This is a genomic window from Pontibacter aydingkolensis (genome assembly GCF_019443125.1).
GTDB lineage: Bacteria > Bacteroidota > Bacteroidia > Cytophagales > Hymenobacteraceae > Pontibacter > Pontibacter aydingkolensis.
Map to the genome: position 1 here is coordinate 123334 of NZ_JAHYXK010000002.1, position 18725 is coordinate 142058.

The window sequence follows — 18725 nt, forward strand, 5'->3', positions numbered from 1 at the left end:
AATCGAGGCCACAGGGCTAAGAATGCCTAAACTATAAAGATGTTGCTTCAGATATTATGCTCAGAGGTGAATCTCAGGGTGCTATCTAGCCCCTATTGCTTCCCTTACCTTTTCAGCCACATATTCCATCTTATTCTTGATTTCGCACTCCCACACCACCAACACTCGATATCCAAGCCGCTCAAGCTCAAGCTTTTTAACATCGTCACGCTTAACGTTCCTCTCAAACTTCTCTCTCCAAAAATCTGAGTTATGTTTTGGCAATGGTAAGTTGCATACTGGACACCTGTGCCAATAGCATCCATTTACAAAAATAGCTACCTTACTCTTTGTGAAGACCATATCTGGCCTGCCCGGGAGCTTCTTATAATTGACACGGTAACCTCTCACCCCTAAAAGAAACAATTTACTTCTCAGTGCTTTCTCTGGCTTAGTGCTCTTTGAGACATTCGCACTCATTATTTTTGAAGTGTTGTTGCTCTTGGGGACTGGGGATCGCGCATCTCTTGAATACTTTCTCATAAAAAACAAATAGCTTTTACTCAATCATGACAGTGACATCCTTTAGGCTACGAAAATCTCAAACAAAAACAACAAATCATCTCCTCAATTATGTAAAGCTGCAAAATGCTTTATTTTGAGACTTTATCAACTTGCTACCGTCCTTCATCTGTATCATGGCCCTACAGCACATTTTGCTCAACTTGCTTTTATTAGATTTTGGTTATATTTTACCTATTATATATTATACAACCTTTATAATGTTTGAAGGAATTTGTACATTTAACAAAGCTACGTGCGATAGCACAATACAACACAGCATAAACAGACTTAATTTCTCTACAAAATGCCTATTATTTTTTTGGATGGGTTTACACGCGCGCAGCTTAGAAACACCATCACTCATAACGGAGAACCGCTATATGGAGAGATATGGTTCTATGAACAACTGCTTGAGATAGATAGACTAGGTTTAGTGAAGGATACATGGTACGTTAAGTGGAATTACACACTTTCTTCACATCCAGACTCTAGGAATAAATCGGAGGGCCAGATCGATTTCCTTATCATTAGTAAATATGGAGTTCTTATAATTGAAATAAAAGGGGGCAATATTAACCTCAAGGATGGAAACTTCTCATATGAGTACCAAGGCCTAAACACCCCTTGTCAGGACCCATTCATCCAAGTAAAGGAGAATATGTTTTCATTGAACACACTCCTAAATGACAAGGATGTCTTCTTTTACAGAGCTGTCATCTTTCCTCATGACACTAAATTTAAACCTGTAGGACCAAGCTATGAAGGTTATGCTCATCAGTTCTTCTCAAGGCTGGATATTATAAATATAAGAGAGAGAGAGCAAACCGAGTCTTTACATAGATTCTTAATAAAATTAGCTAGAACATCTCGTTCAAAGCTGGTTGCAGCATATACCTCTCAAAAAGCTACACAACAACTCAATAGCTTGGCATTCGAGAGATACCCTGAGCTTAATAACAAAAAAGTTGAGCAAGTAAAGAGAGCCTTATTCCCTAACTCTACAAGTTATGGTTTTAATCCAGAAAGCCTCAACAAAATCATACAAGATGAGAACGTCGAGATATTTGACGGTTTAAGGAAGAACAAGAAGATAATGATACAGGGGCCACCTGGGTCCGGCAAGACTGTGCTTGCCCGAAAGTTCATTGCTGACCAAATTCTCAAGGATCAGAAGGGAATTTACTTATGTGCAACAAAACTTTTGTCTGCATATATGACCCATGATCTCTTAATAGATAATAAAATAAATCCCAATAGCTTAGTAATTAAAACATTCCCGTATGATGCTATTGACAATTATGTTAACAAAATTTTAGGCAGCACAACGGTTGACTTTGTGGTAGTTGATGAAGCCCAAGAATTCATGGATAGGGGCCTTGATGATCTTATTTTTAAGATGTGTGAGAAGTTAGGGAATCCAAGATTCTTACTGCTTTATGATAACCAACAAGCTTTCATGGCAAGCTTTACTGATTTTGATTTCTTCCCCAATTATGTGTGTGATAATTATGGTTTTGTCCACTATGAGTTCAGTACTGTTCACCGCTCTAGTCAATCTAAAAAAGTTACGTCCTTCTGTAAGGAACTTAGAGAATGTGAAAGTCATAACATTCTGCAGACCCTTAACAAAGCTTTAATACCAACATCAAAAATTCGTTCAAATCAGCTAGGTAAACTTGTCAGGGAAACCTATGAAAAAGCAAAAAGCTTAACTGATAGCAGTCTTACCTTTTCCGACACTATAATTCTGGTTGAATCAAGAGCCTTTGATGCTTTTAAGATCATTGTGAACAAGTACTACAGTTCTAATGCGGAAGAGCTTACAGAGGATAATATAGGTATAATACCAACAAAGATTCGTTTTACGACTCCTCTAAAATTTAAGGGGCTTGAGAAGCCAAATGTAATCCTTATTCTAAAGGATAATATAAGTGCCTACAATAAAGTGCAGGCATATGTGGGAGCTACCAGAGCTATGGTAGGATTATATCTTTATTTATGGGAAACAGAAGTAGCTTAATCGATATCTATCAAGGTTTTCTAAGTGAGAATGTCAAAGAATTTCTTAAGAATGAAAGCGAAATAGTTGATATCATACATAAGATTCTTTGTGAATCATTTTTCAAAGGGAAAGAAGAAGATAAACTAATAAAACTAGCCAAGGAGTTAGCCTATCACTACAGGCATGGCAAAGTTCATCAAAATAACTTTATATCACTAGTAGTTCCCTACTACAATGAAAGTACAGAGGTAATTATACGTGATTACTTCATTCTCTTTTCTGTATTGGAAAACATTTATAAACAGATGGTTAATGCAAAGGAACTTGATTGGAAACAACACGAAAGGTTCATGCTATTCGACCCATTCATGGGTGACAATACATTCTTGCATTATTCTAGGTCAGAAGACAATCAATTAGTATTTGGTCAAGACGAAATATTTGTTGAAACAGACCAATTTATACCTCTTTTTCTTGAAAGAGAGGTATCAGGTGCCTCTAAAACTGAAAGAGCTACTTTAGGTTGGCTTTTCTTCCCAATTGTTAAACTCGCAAGAGAGGCGGGAATAGACTTCCCTATTGTTTTTGACTTGATATCGAATAAAACACTAATTCTAACTAGTAAAAAAAATCCAATTACAAGGCACAGTCAAATTTGTTGTAATGATAGTGTTGAAGGATTTCTATACGACGTAGTTAACAACAGCAGTAGCTTTCAATCTCTGATACACATATTAGACAAAACTAAACCTTCATCCATTATACAAATTGAATGGCCTTACCATAGGTTCGATGAGTCTCGCTATGAAAGGGTTCTAGAACCTAAATATTATTTAGAAATTAAACTAAAAAAAAGATTTAATCCAAACCTTGTAAAAGAGTTCGGCAGTGGATTGATGTTACTACCTGGGGAACTTACTTCCCTAGACCGATTCTATGATTATAGCAATATAGATGAGCTTCTTTATGTGGTTAAAACAAAAGAGTTCTTGGAAATAGTATCTAAGCTCGATTATTTAAAAGAGACTTGGGAAAATTTAAAAGGTGATAGCTATGACCGTCCGTTTCCTGTCAAATGGTTAACACTACTAAATACAGGGAAGACCCTCAATTACTGGGAAAGAAGCTATGAAAATACATTTCCCTCAGTACCTGCTACTGTACAGAGAGAGGTAAAAGCTATTATTAGTATTGTACTGAAGGAAAATTGGTTGGATGAGTTAATCCTTAAGTTTATTGAAGAGGACCATAAAGTACTTTACGTACTTCTGCCTAGGGGAAGGAAGTACAAATCCATAAATAGGGACTTACAAGAATATTTAAGTCAATGCCTTGAGCATGTGCAAATAATATATATAGAGCATTATGATTTACTATATGGGAGTTTTAGTGGCACTCTTTGGATACTAGATACGAGCTTGAGCATCTTGTTTAGTATTCCTAAAAAAGAGGGTACTAAAGTTATTATACCGATACCAGATTTCCATTTCGCACTACGCCTCCTTTACAAGAAGGTCCAAATGCTCAAAATGACAAATGATGTTTTACTAGGCAATGAAACGAATTCAAGTCTCAGAAGGACTCTATTAACAAACGAACAAAACTCTAGCCTAAACGGCATATATAATAACATACTTCAACTCCTATTAAAAGAGGCACGTGAAAAATCAAAGTTCTATCGTCCTGAAGCGGCCACCGCAACAACTGAGTATGTTGAGGTTTATGAAGACGAGGATGAAGAAGTTTATGAGGAAGAAGCTGAACAAGAGTTTTATGCAACACGCAGAGCTGCTGTGTCTGTAAATGAAATTGATTTCAGCAAACCTCTTCAAATTACCCTTAATGATGGCACCCAAGAGTTTATAAACCCACTTGAGCGTATTCTTATAAATCATAGGTGCAACTTCATAAATGCATATGCAAGAGAACTTAAGCCTGGAGACGTGTTTGCAAAATGCAAAAATGTACTTTCCTCTCTTGAAGAAACTGATGATTTCCTAAAAAGTTGGACAAAGTTCCCATATGCTGTCAACGAATGGAAGAAAAAATTAAAGGACTTAGAGAATAGTCTTGGAAATGTTTATGAAAGATTATCAAGGCTAATCGGCCCCGGATTCATTCAACCCCAATACTTTGAAAGTATTTGGCTAAACCCTAACTCTAGTATAAAGCTACCACTTAAAAGACAGCATTGGGACGCTTTATGTATAATTTTAAATATTGATAACAAAGACTGCAACAGAGCTTGGATAGCAGTTAAAAGTGAGCAGAAGATTGAGGACTCTAGATGGAGAGCGATCAAAAATAGTTTATTAAATGTGCTTGCAGAAAATGGCTACTTGGGACAATTATATAATATGGAAGCCATGAAAGAAACTGTCCTAATTTTAGATAGAGAGCCTTACTTTAAAGAAAAAGGAATTGAAACTAGAGATGTGGCAGAGATTCTTCTTGATGATTTGATACATGCTCTTTCGAATACTGCAGAGTTTAAAAAAGTTGAGGAGATTATTTCAAGCAACATAACTGAAGAATTAAATGCTATCTGAATACGCGAAGAAAAGAGTAGACCTGGAAAGGACCATCAAGGAGCAGATATTGGGGCCTGGAGCTAATGCCAACCGCTATATCCTACTAAATAAATGGGAAAGTCATTACTCAGGTAAGGACCTTAAAGAATTACTTCCGATTGATAACCTTACAGAGGTTATGGATGAGGTGCCTGCTTATTATTATAGTACAGGAATACTCTTCCCTGCCACAGAAAGATTAGTGACAACTAATGGACAAACACAGCATGACGAAGCTACATCTGAGGATGAGAATGAGGATTCTGGTGGCAATGACTCATTTTCAGACAGTAGAGAAGAAAACCTCTCAACTTCAAATCAGAATTACCCTTCTGCCTTTGGTCTTTCTTTTGCAATTAATACCTATTCTCAACTCCAAGATGATTTGAAGTTAAAGGTTGAGTTTAGAACTTATCAACCTATCAAGGGCGAAAGCCTAATGAATGTTGGTTATTGGATAAGAATATATCAGGAGGAGATTAAGGAAATAATCAACAAGTATTTTGTTGAGTATTTCAATGTGGTTGAGAAAGACAAAAACTTGTTCGTAGTCTTCAATAACCAAGAGATTTCTAAAAAAGATGCATACAGGATCGACTATAATCTTTTTGAAAAATTTCAACACGAGTTCCTAGATGATTCACGCTGGACACAGGAAAAGCAAGAATACACATCAAATCCTAAAACAAATAAATACGGCTATACAACCAGATATCTTATTTTAAATGATAATGATGGTTGGGCAGCAAAGATTCGAGAGCGCTATCAAGCCCAATTTCTGCCTGAAAATCAAAGAAATGGGTTAAAACCGACGATATATGATCAGGAGCTTATTAAACGGATTGAAATTGTAAACTCTTTGAAGGAGATGTTAGAGACCTTTAAGAAAAATTTCAATACGCGGAGAGGCTCAATGTGGGTATCTACACCACATATAATAGAGGAACCACTGCCTGCTTATGATGAAAGTAAAACAAGGCAATCAGGACGTAAACTTATTTTCGACAAAGAAAATCCCAAAGAACCTAAGCTAGAGCTTCTCTGGCAGTACATTATGCCAAGATCGCAGATGAGCGAAGCTAAAAATAAAATATATGTAAAACTTATCGTAAAGAATGTCTCTCTACCTATCAAACTAAAACTTAATGAGCCTCCACAACTGAATAAGAAGAATAAGGCTAATATTAAGAGCTTCTTTGGCATAAAGCTTACTGTAACAGAAAGTAAAATTGGGAAGAAAGTATTAGTAGGTTATAACCCTCCTAACCTCAGTAAAATAGATTTAGAAGATAACTTCAATAAGTTACTATACAGACAGTATGAAGATTTTGGTGAAGGCTACAACACATCAGTTGAATGGAACAAACTTGAGGATGGAAGACAATTCATTTGTACTGAATTCCTTCCATCTACCACAACACCTCAGGTCGATCATACACCAAGTAAAATTGAGGGTGATAAAGTAGTATCTAGGTTAAGTAATAAAGATATTTTACGTATTAAGCCACTATCTACTCTTAGCAATAAAACAGATAATGAAATAATATTGGGCTTAAGAAGCTTCGTTCAAGATTACGGTGATTGGTTAGAAGAGCAACAAAAAAAATTAGAAAGTGAAGTGCTTTCTGATGAAGGGGCTGAAATCTTAAACAAGCAGCTTAGCAAGGCAGAGGTAGATAAAAGAAGGCTTCATAGGAATATCTCTATATTAGAGAAAAATACTGATGCCATGGCAGCCTTTCGCCTTATGAATACTGCCATGTTTATGCAGATTCACCACTCTCTGTTCATAAAGCATGGCAAAAAGAACAGTAATTTACCTTACTTTATTGCTGGTGGAAAAGACGAAGAAGCTTATAAGGCACTAGACGATACATTACCAGGAGACCCCAATATTTACATTGCCTGGAGACCATTCCAATTAGCGTTTATTCTTCTTACAATAGATGCATTTGCTAAGCCTGATAGTAGTGTTGAAGCGATATATGATGACCTATTTCGGAGTGGCTGGCATGAACGTAATGAGCTAGCTGATCTTGTCTGGTTCCCAACGGGTGGAGGTAAGACTGAAGCCTATTTGGGCATCATCGCCTTCTTAATCGCCTATAGAAGATTCACTAAGGGAAATGATGGTAGTGGTACAGCAATTTTAATGCGCTACACTTTAAGGCTGCTAACATTACAACAATTCCAAAGAGCTACTCTTCTTATCTGCGCTTTAGAGCATATAAGAAAAGAAAGTTTTATTTTACCCTATAATAAGAACTTAGGAAGCGAGAGAATTACTATCGGTCTTTATGTTGGTAATGATTCTTTACCAGGCACATGGACTGGTGGAGAAAAGTCCATGCAGTCTGAACTGCGTAAAATAGCTCAACAAGTTGAAAACAGGCAGCAAATTAAGACAAAACTACCCCATACTGAATGTCCTTGGTGTGGAAGTAAATTATTTAAAGCTTTAAGAAATGATAGATTAGCTAATATCAAGGAGCCTCAAGGTGGAAACCCGTTAATGATTTTCTGTAATGAAACCGGGTGCTCTTTTCATGATAGATATCAAGAAAGTAATAACTCTCTACCTTTAAGGCTTTTCGATGAAGAGATATATAAGTTCCCTCCTACTCTCCTATTTGGTACTGTAGACAAATTTGCACAGTTAGCTCACGTTGTAGAGAATAGTAAAGAAAGGGACTCCCGTAGGATATTTGGTTTAAGACGTAGGGGGAATAACCCTCTACCCTCAGTTACCCCTCCTGAACTGGTTATTCAAGATGAGCTACACCTTCTATTGGGTCCATTAGGTTCTGCTGTTGGACTTTTTGAGACTGTTATAGATGAACTTTGCACCTATGAGAAAGATGGTAATAAGATTAGACCCAAAATCATCACATCAACAGCAACTACTAGAAATACTGATAAACAGATATATGCTTTATTTGATAGGAAAGTACAAATATTCCCTAAAGCAGGGATAAATTGTGATGACTCTTTCTTCGCTTATTATAAGAGAGGTAGTTCTGGAGAGTACTTTTCAACAAGGAAATACATGGGCATACTCCCTGTTGGTAAGACTCAGGTCTGGATGCAGCTTAGAATAGCTGCTGTAATACTTGCTCATAGAAATAAATACTTGTATGACCACTATTCAACCGATGAATTACTTCAAGGTGGCGTAAAGAATGAAGAATTCAGAAAGAGCTTGGACTACTATCATACAATGCTCATGTACTTTAACAGCTTAAAAGAAGTAGGCAAAACTGAATCACAACTTTATCACTATCTGCCTAATGAGGTGAGCCTTGTAAGAAAAAACATCACAGACGGACGCTTTTTTGATCATATAATTTCACCTGTAGATAGAATAGATTACTCTGAGCTTACTGGTAGATTAAGTGGTGAGGAGGTAAAATCAAACCTCTCCGCTATTGAGCACAATTGGGAACTACAAAATGCTGTTTCACCTCCAGAATTTGTAATTTCTACTAATATGATTTCTGTCGGTATAGATGTTTCTAGGTTCAATTCTATGGTCATAAGTTCGATGCCACGTAACATTGCGGAATATATTCAGGCATCAAGTAGGGTAGCACGTGATAAAGAAGGACTTGTTATTACAGTACATCATCCATTTCGAAGTAGAGATTTGTCCCACTACCAGAAATTTGTAGAGTTTCATGAAAAATTCTATAGCTATGTGGAGCCAATATCTGTAACGCCTTACACATTTAAGGCTTTAAAACGTTACTTGCCTTTATTCTTAGCTACCTGGATTAGACATAAAGATTATGGTCTCTCAGAAAATAGTAATGCTAGCAATTTAAATGAAAGTCTTAAGAGTAGAATTGTTACCGATGTAGTAAAGCACTTTGCTTCCCTTAGAAAACATTCAGATGATTTGATGATTGAAGGTATATTAGGAGAAGATGAACTTGTTGAAATTCAAAATGAATTAAATAGGTTAATGCATCAAAAGTGGCTTGACAGGATGATACAAAATCAAGGAGAGCCTGGAGACTTTCATTATAAGGCAGACAGATTTCAGAACTCCATCTACATCAATGGTAATAATTATGATGAAAATCTAAACTGGAATGTGAAAGGTTCATTAAGGGAAGTAGCCCCTGAAACAGTTATTAAAACAGTGCAACAGTAACGATTGACTCATGGTATTAAACAAAAGTAACCAGGCAAATGAAAGCCTTAGCCAATATAAGTTATTATCTGCATATGGAGGAGCAGGCTCTATACTGCATACACAGTATGGCTCTATCATTGTATCCTGTATTGAAGAATGGGGGTTTCTAAAAGTCGCCAGGGAAGTAATTAATGATTTACACCCTCAGGATGATAAAGACAGGGAGTTAGCAAAAAATGGCTTGAAGAGGTCAAAAGACTGGCGACTCTTAAAGGATTTGAAATCACGAAAGAAGCTGCCTAATCTAGATAGTTTAATATTGATTCCAAACATAGAAGTCAATGAATACTCTAATAAAATACAAAATGAAGGCACTTCTTTAGCCATTAATAGTACTTTCATGCCAAAGAACTTTATTGACGAGTATACTAAAACATTGAAACCATACAAAAAATGGTACGCTGAATGGCAAGAGGCTGTAAATCACAATCTAAATGATTTGAATTTCTTTTTCCCTCCCAAACGTGTTTTAAAAGAAAAAGGGGGTGATGAGGCTCGCATTATAAGGGATCGAAATAATAATCCTATAGGATTTCCTTTGAAGCAAGATAACGTAGTGCTAATATGTGAGGGTGGTCATATAAGTACATTCCCATGGCAAAGATATCTACGTTGGAAGCGGGAGAATGCTATTATGCAGCAAGAAGGCCCAATCAATTTGTTTGGAACAGCTTCATGCTGTGGTAATTCAGACATTCGTATAAAAGATAATCAAGGCAATACAGCAGGTTTCGATGGCAAGTTCCTTTCTTGTAATAACGTTGGTTGTGACGGCGGGGTATCTCTAAAAGGTTTATTCAATATCAAGGTCAAGTGCTCTGGACATAAACCTTGGGAAGCAGAGACAGGCGAAAACCTATACTTCTCTGGTCATAATGCGGCCAGAAATCAGGACCCTCCTACCGAGCCCTGTGATAAAATAATGAAAGTTGTTCTAACCACAGGAAACAACCTTTATTTTTCAAGAAACATCTCTAGTATTTATATTCCTGAACTTTTATACCAAGACTACTCACTCGAAATATATAAGTTACTAGAAAAAACAGCTCAGGAACTGTTGGAAGAAGGAGAGTTAGAGGAGAGTGAAATAATACCTGAAGCGATAAGGGAAGTTGGAGCCTTAAAGGATAATACTAATATAAAATTTAGGAAGCACCCACTGTGGGATGCAACAGTAGGGACTTTCATTAATGGGCTTCCTGTAAATGAGAATGACTTAGAAAAGGATGTTGATCAACTTACAAGGGATATCCAGTTTAGGAATAAAGAGTTCAACATATTTGTCTCTATGTCTGATGACAAGATAAATATTGACAAAGATAGACTCTTTGTAAAGGATGTCACAGAAAACTTAACAAAGGATATAAGTGTGTTCTTTAGGAAGGTGCTACGAATTGATCAATTGATGCTTACCACAACTCAGTTAGATTTCTCAAGAGACAGACCCATAGATGCAGATGCAGCAGGAACTGTTACTCCAAAGAATATATTCAAAAGTTTATCCCCTTTTGTAGAAGTTTATCCTGCTGTAGAAAGTTTTGGAGAAGGTATATTCTTTGCTTTTGATGAAGCACAGATAGAGCAATCATTTACAGATTCTAGGTATCTCGATATGTTTAGTAAACTATTAGATGAGTTTGGGCAGGCTTCACAAGATTATGCTATAGCTAATGAGATGCCCTTATATATTACTCACACCTTCTCCCATTTAATTATGCGAGAGTTGGAGTTCCAGTGCGGCTACCCTACAGCATCTTTATCTGAAAGGCTGTACATATCTAAAGAAGAAGATACAAAGATGTATGGTGTGCTTATTTATACCTCAGAAGGTGCAGAAGGTAGTATGGGAGGATTAATAGCTCAAACCAGAAAAGATAATCTGAACTTACTGATCAAACGGGCTTTGGAGAGAGCAACTATATGCTCAAGTGACCCACTTTGTTGGGAATCAGATGGACAGGGATTGTTTGAGCTGAATCTTGCTTCTTGCTTCTCATGTGGCCTTGTTAGTGAAACATCTTGTGAGAAGAGAAACATGTTTTTGGACAGGAGAATCCTTGTGGATGAGGAATTTGGACTTTTTAGACAAATTATTTATCCTAAAATCGAACAAGATCATATCTGAGTTAATGAGCTTTCAAGAAGAAAATGCAGTCTTTATAAATAAGGTCATTGTTCAGCTTGCTTATGTTTCTGGACGAAAGAATAAAAAAAGGTTGTTCGATCAGAAAATCAAAGATGAGGCCCTGAAACTTATTAATATCTCCTATAGAAGAAGAGTTAAAGAACCTAAGCAGGTAATACACTTTTATGAGGATGTGTTGAATTCAGAGATAGGTGTTTATGTTAAAGAGCATCTATGTGAATACATAGTTGATGTTTATTTAGAAGCAAATTGTGACAGGATATTAGAGGAAATAAAGATGAATAGTGAGCTATGTAAGTTAGCAGCATCATCATCCATTATTCCTGACTTGATTCTTGAAGTGAATGGCAATGATTATCTATATAGGAAATTGAAAGAAGTAGGGGTACCTCAGGAAGCAAGGTTCCCTTACTCAATAGCATATTCGCTTGCAGATACTATATGTAGGATCATAAATCAGGTACGGCCTACTGTAGAGTTAGAAACAGTGTTAACTCATTTTATCAAGTATTATAATTCTTTAGATCGTGAGAATAAAAGGATTTGCGCAAATACTTTTTTAAAAACTTTCAATAATTATTTGTCTGATTTATTGAGCTGTCAAATTCAGCAATCGAAATCAGTAGGTATAACTGAGAAGTTTCAGAAGTTAAAAAAATTTCTGGGATTAGTTAGAGACTTTAAATCTAAAAGAATTCTGGACTACTCATCAATACCTTTATTAGACTTTGATGCCAAAGAACATATAACCTTGGGAGACAAGTACTTGGAACAGCATAGAGTTTTCAGCAGTCTCTTAAAAAAGATTGAAGAACATGTAAAGTCTTTAGATATACCGCTCCATGAAGATGAAGTGCTTGAGCTGTTGCTTGAAATTGCAGTTCTAGAGAAGACATTAACTAACATCATGGATAATAGACTTCTTAAGTCCATGGTAAGTGTCTCAAAATTTAAAATAATTGAAACACTAGGTGTCGATTTCCTTAAAGATCAATACACTAGAAATTACCTCTTCAAAGAAGTGATTCGGAGTAAGTACATCTTTGAGGCCTTGCAAGATTAAATCTTGCAACCAAGAAATATACATATTGTATATCTATTGGGAAGTAATAGTAATCTGTAGCAATGATGATGTTCAGCGATAGCAATAAATATTTCCTACAAAACTCACGACAAGAGCTTAGTAAGTTAAACAAAGATGAAGCATTATCAACTTTCAACGAGAAGTTCAAAGAGCAAGCATTTGAACGCATACAAAGAAGTTACTCAGAAATAACGCACGCAGAAAGATTCTCTTTTTATGAGGATGTTTTAGAGCATTTAGGCGATTATGTGGTTGATGAGCTAATAATAGATATTTACTTGGAAGATGAATGCGATCAGATATTGAAAAGAGTTATCAAAAGGTTAAGCATTCTAGAGAGTAGACTTCCACAAAGTTTTGTTCTGTCAGGACTACTAAATGCTTCATCTTGCAACTGCTTCTTAAAAGAAGAACTTACAAAATGTATCGGGATAACTGAAGTTGATTTGCATAATACAAATCAAAATTCACACCCTATCATAAAGAAGTTTGCTATAAGTATCAACTCTTCATTATTAAATTCGAAGGGAGAGGCAGAACTTCGAAGACTTCTCATTCACTTCATAAAGTTCTGGTCTTTACCTAATTCAAAGAGAGGCAACAGGAACGATAAAGGGATTTTACTTTTACATCTGATTAATACATTTATCGAATCTCAGCAGAACAATTTATGTCTTAATCTCAAAGAGGTTGTGGCAGATTTAAACAAGTATAGACTGAAGGACTTAGTTGCAGTACCTTTGCTCAACCTTGATAAAGGAAAATCAGATAACCTACCTGTAGGATATTTCATATTAAAAGAGAGGTTACAAGAAAAGCTTGAACATATATCATTTCTAAAGCAAGCCATCACGCCTAATGACACTTTGGAGTTTTTAAAAGAATATATAGTCAAACATAATAAAACCAATAATTCTGCTCATTTTAAAGCTTTAAAGGCAAAGGTTATAAGTGAGGTACATAAAGTAAAGAAAGAAGATATATTAAAAATTATTGGGATAGAAGCTCTGATTAATAAGTACCAGGCGGATGAATTCTTAAGCAAAATCATACGAAGGAAGTATATTATTGAAGTAATTGAGTAACTAGCTTCACTCAGAGTTCTCTTTAACCCTTGCATTCAATTAAACATTGCAAAGTAATATCTATAGTCACACAGCCACAGATATTAAGCAGCACTTCGACCACCTTATATCCAAACAGATAATGCTTCTACTGCGGGATGAATATCAATGAAGCAGAGAAAGCATAATAAACAACATATACACAAATACAGGATTATAGAAGAAATTTTGGAAGATATTTTAGACGTTGTTTCAGGTAGCCCACTTGCTTTAAAGCAAGCCCCAGCTGTACCAGCAAGAACATTCCACGGCTTTGCATATGAGCCCTGCCTGGTGAAAGTGAAGGAGCTATTAGCGAAAAAAAACATTCAGATTCCTTATTACCAGCGCCCTTATAAGTGGACGTCTCAAAATGTTAATCAGCTACTGGATGACATTCTGCTACATCGAAAGCGTTCGGCCTACCGTTTAGGAACGATAGTAATGCATCAGGAGGCAGGTCAGAACGTGTTACACATAGTAGACGGTCAGCAGCGGTGCATTACCCTGACTCTTATTGCACTGGCAATACATGACACGCAGAAGGAGCTGCTAAAGAAAATCAGCAAAGAGGAAAACCTACCAGCTTACAGGCCTCAATTGGCTAGCCTACAGTTCACCGACAGGCTTTCGCAGAGAAACATTCAGCAGAACTACAACGAGATTAGGAGGAGGGTGCGGGAGTTCGACCAGGAGGCTGTGCGTTTCTTCTATTACCATTGCGAACTAGTAGAGGTTGTGATCAGGAATATATCCGAAGCCTTCCAATTTTTTGACTCACAGAATGCCAGGGGTCGTGACTTGGAGCCACATGACTTGCTAAAGGCATTTCACCTACGCGAAATGGCACAATCAGCTACTGAGCAGGAAAAGCTCGAGAGTGTAGCAGCTTGGGAGGCGATGGACACAGATCACCTTACCCGTTTGTTCGGCAACTACCTGTACCGGGTACGCAAATGGTCAAAAGGCTACTCAGCCCGCTACTTCACTAAAAACGAGGTGGGAGTGTTCAAAGGAATTAGCCCACAGGGAAGTGAAGTGTTTCCACTCGCCGCACTACACCGGATCGGTCACTTTTACATAGATGCCTATAATAAAGAGTACCACCGGCAGATAGATGGTGCGGTCATGCCTTATCCATTCCAACTGGATGGCGTGCTCATGAACGGAAAACGTTTCTTTGAGCTTGTCAGTCACTATCAGGTTCTTCTCAAGCAGATGAAAGGCCTGCAGCAGCAGCTAAAAGAAAGTAAGGATTCAAACGCCTATCAAATTCTGAAAACATTGGACAGTTACCCTAGCAGGGACCGCCTGGGCGACAAGTATGTGCGCAATCTTTTTGACTGTTGTCTGCTCTATTACCTGGATAAGTTTGGCACAGCGGAGGTAGGTCGTGCTATAGAGAAGTTCTTCATATGGGCGTACAGCTTGCGCCTGCAGCAGTATTCGGTACGGTTGGCATCAATGGACAACCACACGAAGGAGAGCACAAGGCTATTTAAAATTATGCGGGAAGCCCTACGACCTGCAGATATCTTGGGAATTTCATTAACTCCGCCAAAGGAAGTTAAGGCAACACAAGTAAAGGAAATTGAAGACCTGTTTAGACTATTACACTATCTCCCATGAGCAATCAATCCATTAAGACCCTGAGTATTAAAGAACTCTTTGATGCGGATCAGTACCTGATCCCTGTGTACCAGCGGAACTATGCCTGGGAGGCAAAGGAAATAAACCAGTTAATCCAGGACATTGCTGATTATGCCGTGCATTATCCGAATACCAACTATTACATAGGCACCTTGGTTATTTACAAGCGTGTCAGCAATGGTAGCACACTTTATGAGACGATAGATGGACAGCAGCGGCTAACCACCCTCAACATACTGCTTAATGTCCTAAAGCGGGAGTTTAGAGAAGAGTTAGTAGGTTTATTGCATAAAAGTGCTTTGAATTTAGCTTTTGAAAGCCGTCCACTGGCAACAGAAACCCTACAGGCAATAGCTGCCGATACCGACATAATACCCTATCAAGAAAGTCATGCTTATACCCCGGCTATTCGCATAGCTTATTCTATTGCAAAAACAGGCCTAGAAAAGATTTCCAATGAAGTTGGGTTAAGTATTGATGGTTTCTATGAGTATTTGATGAACCGCGTGCTCATCCTGCGAGTAGGGGTTCCACATGATACTGACTTGAACCACTACTTCGAGATCATGAACAACAGGGGTGAGCAGCTGGAGAAGCATGAAATCCTGAAGGCAAGGCTATTACAAAAGATTCAGAAGGACAAAAGTGCCAGCTATGCCTTTAATAAGGTTTGGGAAGCATGTTCCGACATGGAACGCTATGTTCAATACGGTTTTGATACCAATCAGCGTGATGCTTTGTTTTTAGCAGGGAATTGGGACACACTCCAAGCTAGCGACTTTATTGAGCTGAAAGCTTTACTTTCCCACACAGGTTCTGAAGATGAGAAATCAAGCCAAAATGATATAGATCTTAAAGGCTGGAGCATAGACGAAATTATTGCCGCTGATACTATTCGAGAAGATGGAGGAAAGAAAGCTGGTGAAGCGCCTGAGCGTTTTACCTCCGTCATTAGCTTCCCTAACTTTCTACTACACGTGCTTCGCCTCCAGACAAAGCAGAGCGTACCGCTTGACGATAAAAGACTGCTTGATATATTCGATGATTACCTGGAAGAGCATGAAAAAGGCCCTGTAGACTTTGTACACGAATTCGGCTATAACTTGCTCAAAGCCCGGTATCTTTTCGACAAATATGTCCTGAAGCGAGAAGTGTTTAATGAGCAGGAAAGGTGGAGCTTAAAGCGACTGAAAAGGCCTCAAAGCAATAGCGTGAGCTATGTAAACACTTTTGGTGTAGAAGAGGCTCAAGATGGTGAAAACAAAAACTTGATTATGTTGCTGGCCATGTTCCATGTGTCGGCACCAACACAGGTATATAAGCACTGGCTGAACGCAGTCTTAAAATTTGTGTTCGAGAGGGAATCTTTTGAGGTAGCCGATTACCTGAGTTTTCTGAAAGATTTAGCAAGACGCTACCTGTTCAATCGCTATTTAAAGCAAGTACCAGACGATTACTACCAAATCATCTATAAGGGTGTAGTTCTACCTGAGAGAAACAAATTAAATGAAGAGCGTCTGAACAAAGGGACTGCGGTAGAAAACTTTATCTTCAATTACCTGGATTACCTACTCTGGAATAATAAGTCAAAAGGCTATCAGGATTTTGAATTTACTTTCAGCAATTCAGTAGAGCATTACTACCCACAGAAGCCCTTGGGCAACATAGATCGTCTTGAGGAGGGGTTAGATGAGTTTGGCAACCTCTGCCTGATCAGTAGTAGCAAGAACTCCAAGCTAAGTAACAACTTGCCTGCTGCGAAAAAAGATTACTACTATAAAGTTGGGCCGGATAGCCTAAAACAGCAACTGATGATGGATTTTGATAATTGGGGGACTGAGGAGATACGTGAGCACGGCAATAAGATGAAGCAAATACTTTTCAACGAGCTTTGCATCTAACTCAACTTAATCCAAAAGATTAATACTTTTAGTGAAAGTAGTCAAGTTATTTTCCTGTTGAAGGAATTACCCCATAGCATAGAGTCTAAATTCGAACTTGATGCTATGGGGTTCTTTACCTTACAGAAATTAATCCCTAAAATGAGAATTAACTATGGCATATGTTGACTCCCAGTCAATGTCATTGTCGGGGTTGTAGCGTATGATATACTGAGCCACATCGTAGAGCATAGCCCTACTAGCCCAAGGTTTATATAATAACTGCATCAACCATTCTGATTCCCGACCTCTGGTTCTTCCAAGCTCCCATTTAGGTATAGAATAGGGGCGGTCACTGCCGTGCCATTCGTATTTGATAGTTAACGAATTCTCGTTGTCTTCAATGTAGTAGTCGTTCATATTTTTTATTTACTATTTTTTTAATCTAAGGAGTGCCAACCTGTATAGTGTTTTGAAAGGGTTAACGGTGTCCTTATAAATACTATAACACCCAAAAGAGGTAAAAGGTAAAATCACTTGAATCATAGGAGTTCGTTATGCAAATAAACCTAAGTCTTTGCCAAAAATCGTGGCATTTCTATCTTCCCCTTTCTTATTGCGAACACCAGACATTATATAAGATAGCTTAAAGGCCCCATCCCATTTTTTTGCGGGTGTCAAAACGCCGGATTCCCCCTAGAAAGCCCCCCACCGGTACCCGAGGGCGGAGGTACCCCCCTCGTGTTTTTTCACTTAAACTTTAAAAACGATGGTGACCATTACTGATTTCAAAAAACGCACCTCCGAGGAGGGAAAGGAGTTCAACGTGCTTTTACTGCAAGGAGACCTGGAGTTGATCCAGTCTAAGGCGTCCGGGAGATTCTACGCCACTGCCAAAACCTGCACCATTCCCTGCACCTTCAACGATGTCATCTGCGCCTCCTTAGTCGGGAAGACGCTACCGGGGCAGATCGAGAAGATGGCCTGTGACCCCTACGACTACCACATCCCCGGCACCGATGAGATCATCTCCCTGGCGCACACCTACTACTACGACCCGGTGGAGAGGACAATGGAGCAGGAAGTGTTTGGGATAAAGGCAGCGTAGAACAGTAGTCAAGGGGTAGCCAGGCGCTACCTCTTTTCTTTTAACAACGAGTTATGATTACCGACCTTCTTCTGAGCCCGGAGCCTAGCCGGTTCTCCAAGAGCTGTCTTTTCCTCTCGCGCTACAAACTACAGCGGGCTTATTGTCCTTTTCAGGTGATCTGTATCCGCTCCATCCGGAACATCAAGGCGGGAGAAAAATGCATGGTGGAAGCTGTACTGAGCTGGGGGACGGGCTTGCTGCTTTACTTCATCGAGGGAAAACCCTATCCGCACCACAGTTTCCGGTACGTGGAGCCCCACCACTTTATCATGACAGATCTTTAGGCGAAAGTCTGCGGGAGTTATGCTGTATTTCTTTGGCATTGTTCTGTGAGATAGTTTCTCCCGTCCACTCAAAAAACTTCTGAAAGAACGTAGCCGCCTCCATGCGCTGCAGCAAGAT

General features: G+C 38.3%; 12 protein-coding genes. 10 read left to right on the forward strand and 2 right to left on the reverse strand.

Annotation, left to right across the window (positions count from 1 at the left end):
* Positions 1-81 precede the first annotated feature (81 nt).
* Positions 82-522 (reverse strand): very short patch repair endonuclease, encoded by a 441-nt coding sequence (locus K0O23_RS02860; RefSeq protein WP_219875886.1) that lies wholly within the window; start codon positions 520-522, stop codon positions 82-84.
* A gap of 325 nt (positions 523-847) precedes the next feature.
* Between K0O23_RS02860 and K0O23_RS02865 the strand changes: the two genes are divergently transcribed.
* The 8 genes from K0O23_RS02865 (at position 848) to K0O23_RS02900 (ending at position 17194) form a co-directional block, all read left to right on the forward strand.
* Complete coding sequence (locus K0O23_RS02865) at positions 848-2563, forward strand: NERD domain-containing protein (RefSeq protein WP_219875887.1); 1716 nt, start codon at positions 848-850, stop codon at positions 2561-2563.
* Positions 2542-5094, forward strand: coding sequence for a hypothetical protein (locus K0O23_RS02870; RefSeq protein ID WP_219875888.1), 2553 nt, complete (start codon positions 2542-2544; stop codon positions 5092-5094). The genes K0O23_RS02865 and K0O23_RS02870 overlap by 22 nt, the downstream gene beginning before the upstream one ends.
* Positions 5084-9268: a helicase-related protein gene (locus K0O23_RS02875; protein WP_219875889.1), complete on the forward strand. Its 4185-nt coding sequence runs from the start codon at positions 5084-5086 to the stop codon at positions 9266-9268. The genes K0O23_RS02870 and K0O23_RS02875 overlap by 11 nt, the downstream gene beginning before the upstream one ends.
* Before the next feature lie 10 nt (positions 9269-9278).
* Positions 9279-11435, forward strand: a complete 2157-nt coding sequence (drmB, locus tag K0O23_RS02880; RefSeq protein WP_219875890.1) for a DUF1998 domain-containing protein — start codon at positions 9279-9281, stop codon at positions 11433-11435.
* Between the two features lie 4 nt (positions 11436-11439).
* Complete coding sequence (locus tag K0O23_RS02885; protein ID WP_219875891.1) at positions 11440-12519, forward strand: hypothetical protein; 1080 nt, start codon at positions 11440-11442, stop codon at positions 12517-12519.
* Between the two features lie 62 nt (positions 12520-12581).
* The gene (locus K0O23_RS02890) at positions 12582-13625 is read left to right on the forward strand and encodes a hypothetical protein (RefSeq protein ID WP_219875892.1); all 1044 of its coding nucleotides are present in this window, start codon (positions 12582-12584) and stop codon (positions 13623-13625) included.
* Positions 13626-13832: 207 nt separating this feature from the next.
* On the forward strand, positions 13833-15272 hold the full coding sequence (locus K0O23_RS02895; protein ID WP_219875893.1) for a DUF262 domain-containing protein: 1440 nt from the start codon (positions 13833-13835) through the stop codon (positions 15270-15272).
* The gene (locus K0O23_RS02900) at positions 15269-17194 is read left to right on the forward strand and encodes a DUF262 domain-containing protein (protein ID WP_219875894.1); all 1926 of its coding nucleotides are present in this window, start codon (positions 15269-15271) and stop codon (positions 17192-17194) included. The genes K0O23_RS02895 and K0O23_RS02900 overlap by 4 nt, the downstream gene beginning before the upstream one ends.
* A 129-nt stretch (positions 17195-17323) precedes the next feature.
* On the opposite strand, the gene K0O23_RS02905 is transcribed toward K0O23_RS02900, so the two are convergent.
* The gene (locus tag K0O23_RS02905) at positions 17324-17593 is read right to left on the reverse strand and encodes a hypothetical protein (protein WP_219875895.1); all 270 of its coding nucleotides are present in this window, start codon (positions 17591-17593) and stop codon (positions 17324-17326) included.
* A 349-nt stretch (positions 17594-17942) separates the two neighbouring features.
* Between K0O23_RS02905 and K0O23_RS02910 the strand changes: the two genes are divergently transcribed.
* Positions 17943-18281 carry a hypothetical protein gene (locus tag K0O23_RS02910; protein WP_219875896.1) on the forward strand — a complete coding sequence of 113 codons (339 nt, stop codon included), beginning with the start codon at positions 17943-17945 and terminating at the stop codon, positions 18279-18281.
* A gap of 53 nt (positions 18282-18334) precedes the next feature.
* Entirely contained in the window at positions 18335-18607 is a 273-nt protein-coding gene (locus K0O23_RS02915) for a hypothetical protein (RefSeq protein WP_219875897.1), read from the forward strand.
* The last annotated feature ends 118 nt before the right edge of the window (positions 18608-18725 follow it).

Coding starts and splice junctions, on each gene's coding strand:
- K0O23_RS02885 (WP_219875891.1), top strand. CDS start 11,440: ATGAGCTTTCAAGAAGAAAATGCAGTCTTTATAAATAAGGTCATTGTT.
- K0O23_RS02890 (WP_219875892.1), top strand. CDS start 12,582: ATGATGATGTTCAGCGATAGCAATAAATATTTCCTACAAAACTCACGA.
- K0O23_RS02875 (WP_219875889.1), top strand. CDS start 5,084: ATGCTATCTGAATACGCGAAGAAAAGAGTAGACCTGGAAAGGACCATC.
- K0O23_RS02860 (WP_219875886.1), bottom strand. CDS start 522: ATGAGAAAGTATTCAAGAGATGCGCGATCCCCAGTCCCCAAGAGCAAC.
- K0O23_RS02870 (WP_219875888.1), top strand. CDS start 2,542: ATGGGAAACAGAAGTAGCTTAATCGATATCTATCAAGGTTTTCTAAGT.
- K0O23_RS02915 (WP_219875897.1), top strand. CDS start 18,335: ATGATTACCGACCTTCTTCTGAGCCCGGAGCCTAGCCGGTTCTCCAAG.
- K0O23_RS02905 (WP_219875895.1), bottom strand. CDS start 17,593: ATGAACGACTACTACATTGAAGACAACGAGAATTCGTTAACTATCAAA.
- K0O23_RS02910 (WP_219875896.1), top strand. CDS start 17,943: ATGGTGACCATTACTGATTTCAAAAAACGCACCTCCGAGGAGGGAAAG.
- drmB (WP_219875890.1), top strand. CDS start 9,279: ATGGTATTAAACAAAAGTAACCAGGCAAATGAAAGCCTTAGCCAATAT.
- K0O23_RS02865 (WP_219875887.1), top strand. CDS start 848: ATGCCTATTATTTTTTTGGATGGGTTTACACGCGCGCAGCTTAGAAAC.
- K0O23_RS02900 (WP_219875894.1), top strand. CDS start 15,269: ATGAGCAATCAATCCATTAAGACCCTGAGTATTAAAGAACTCTTTGAT.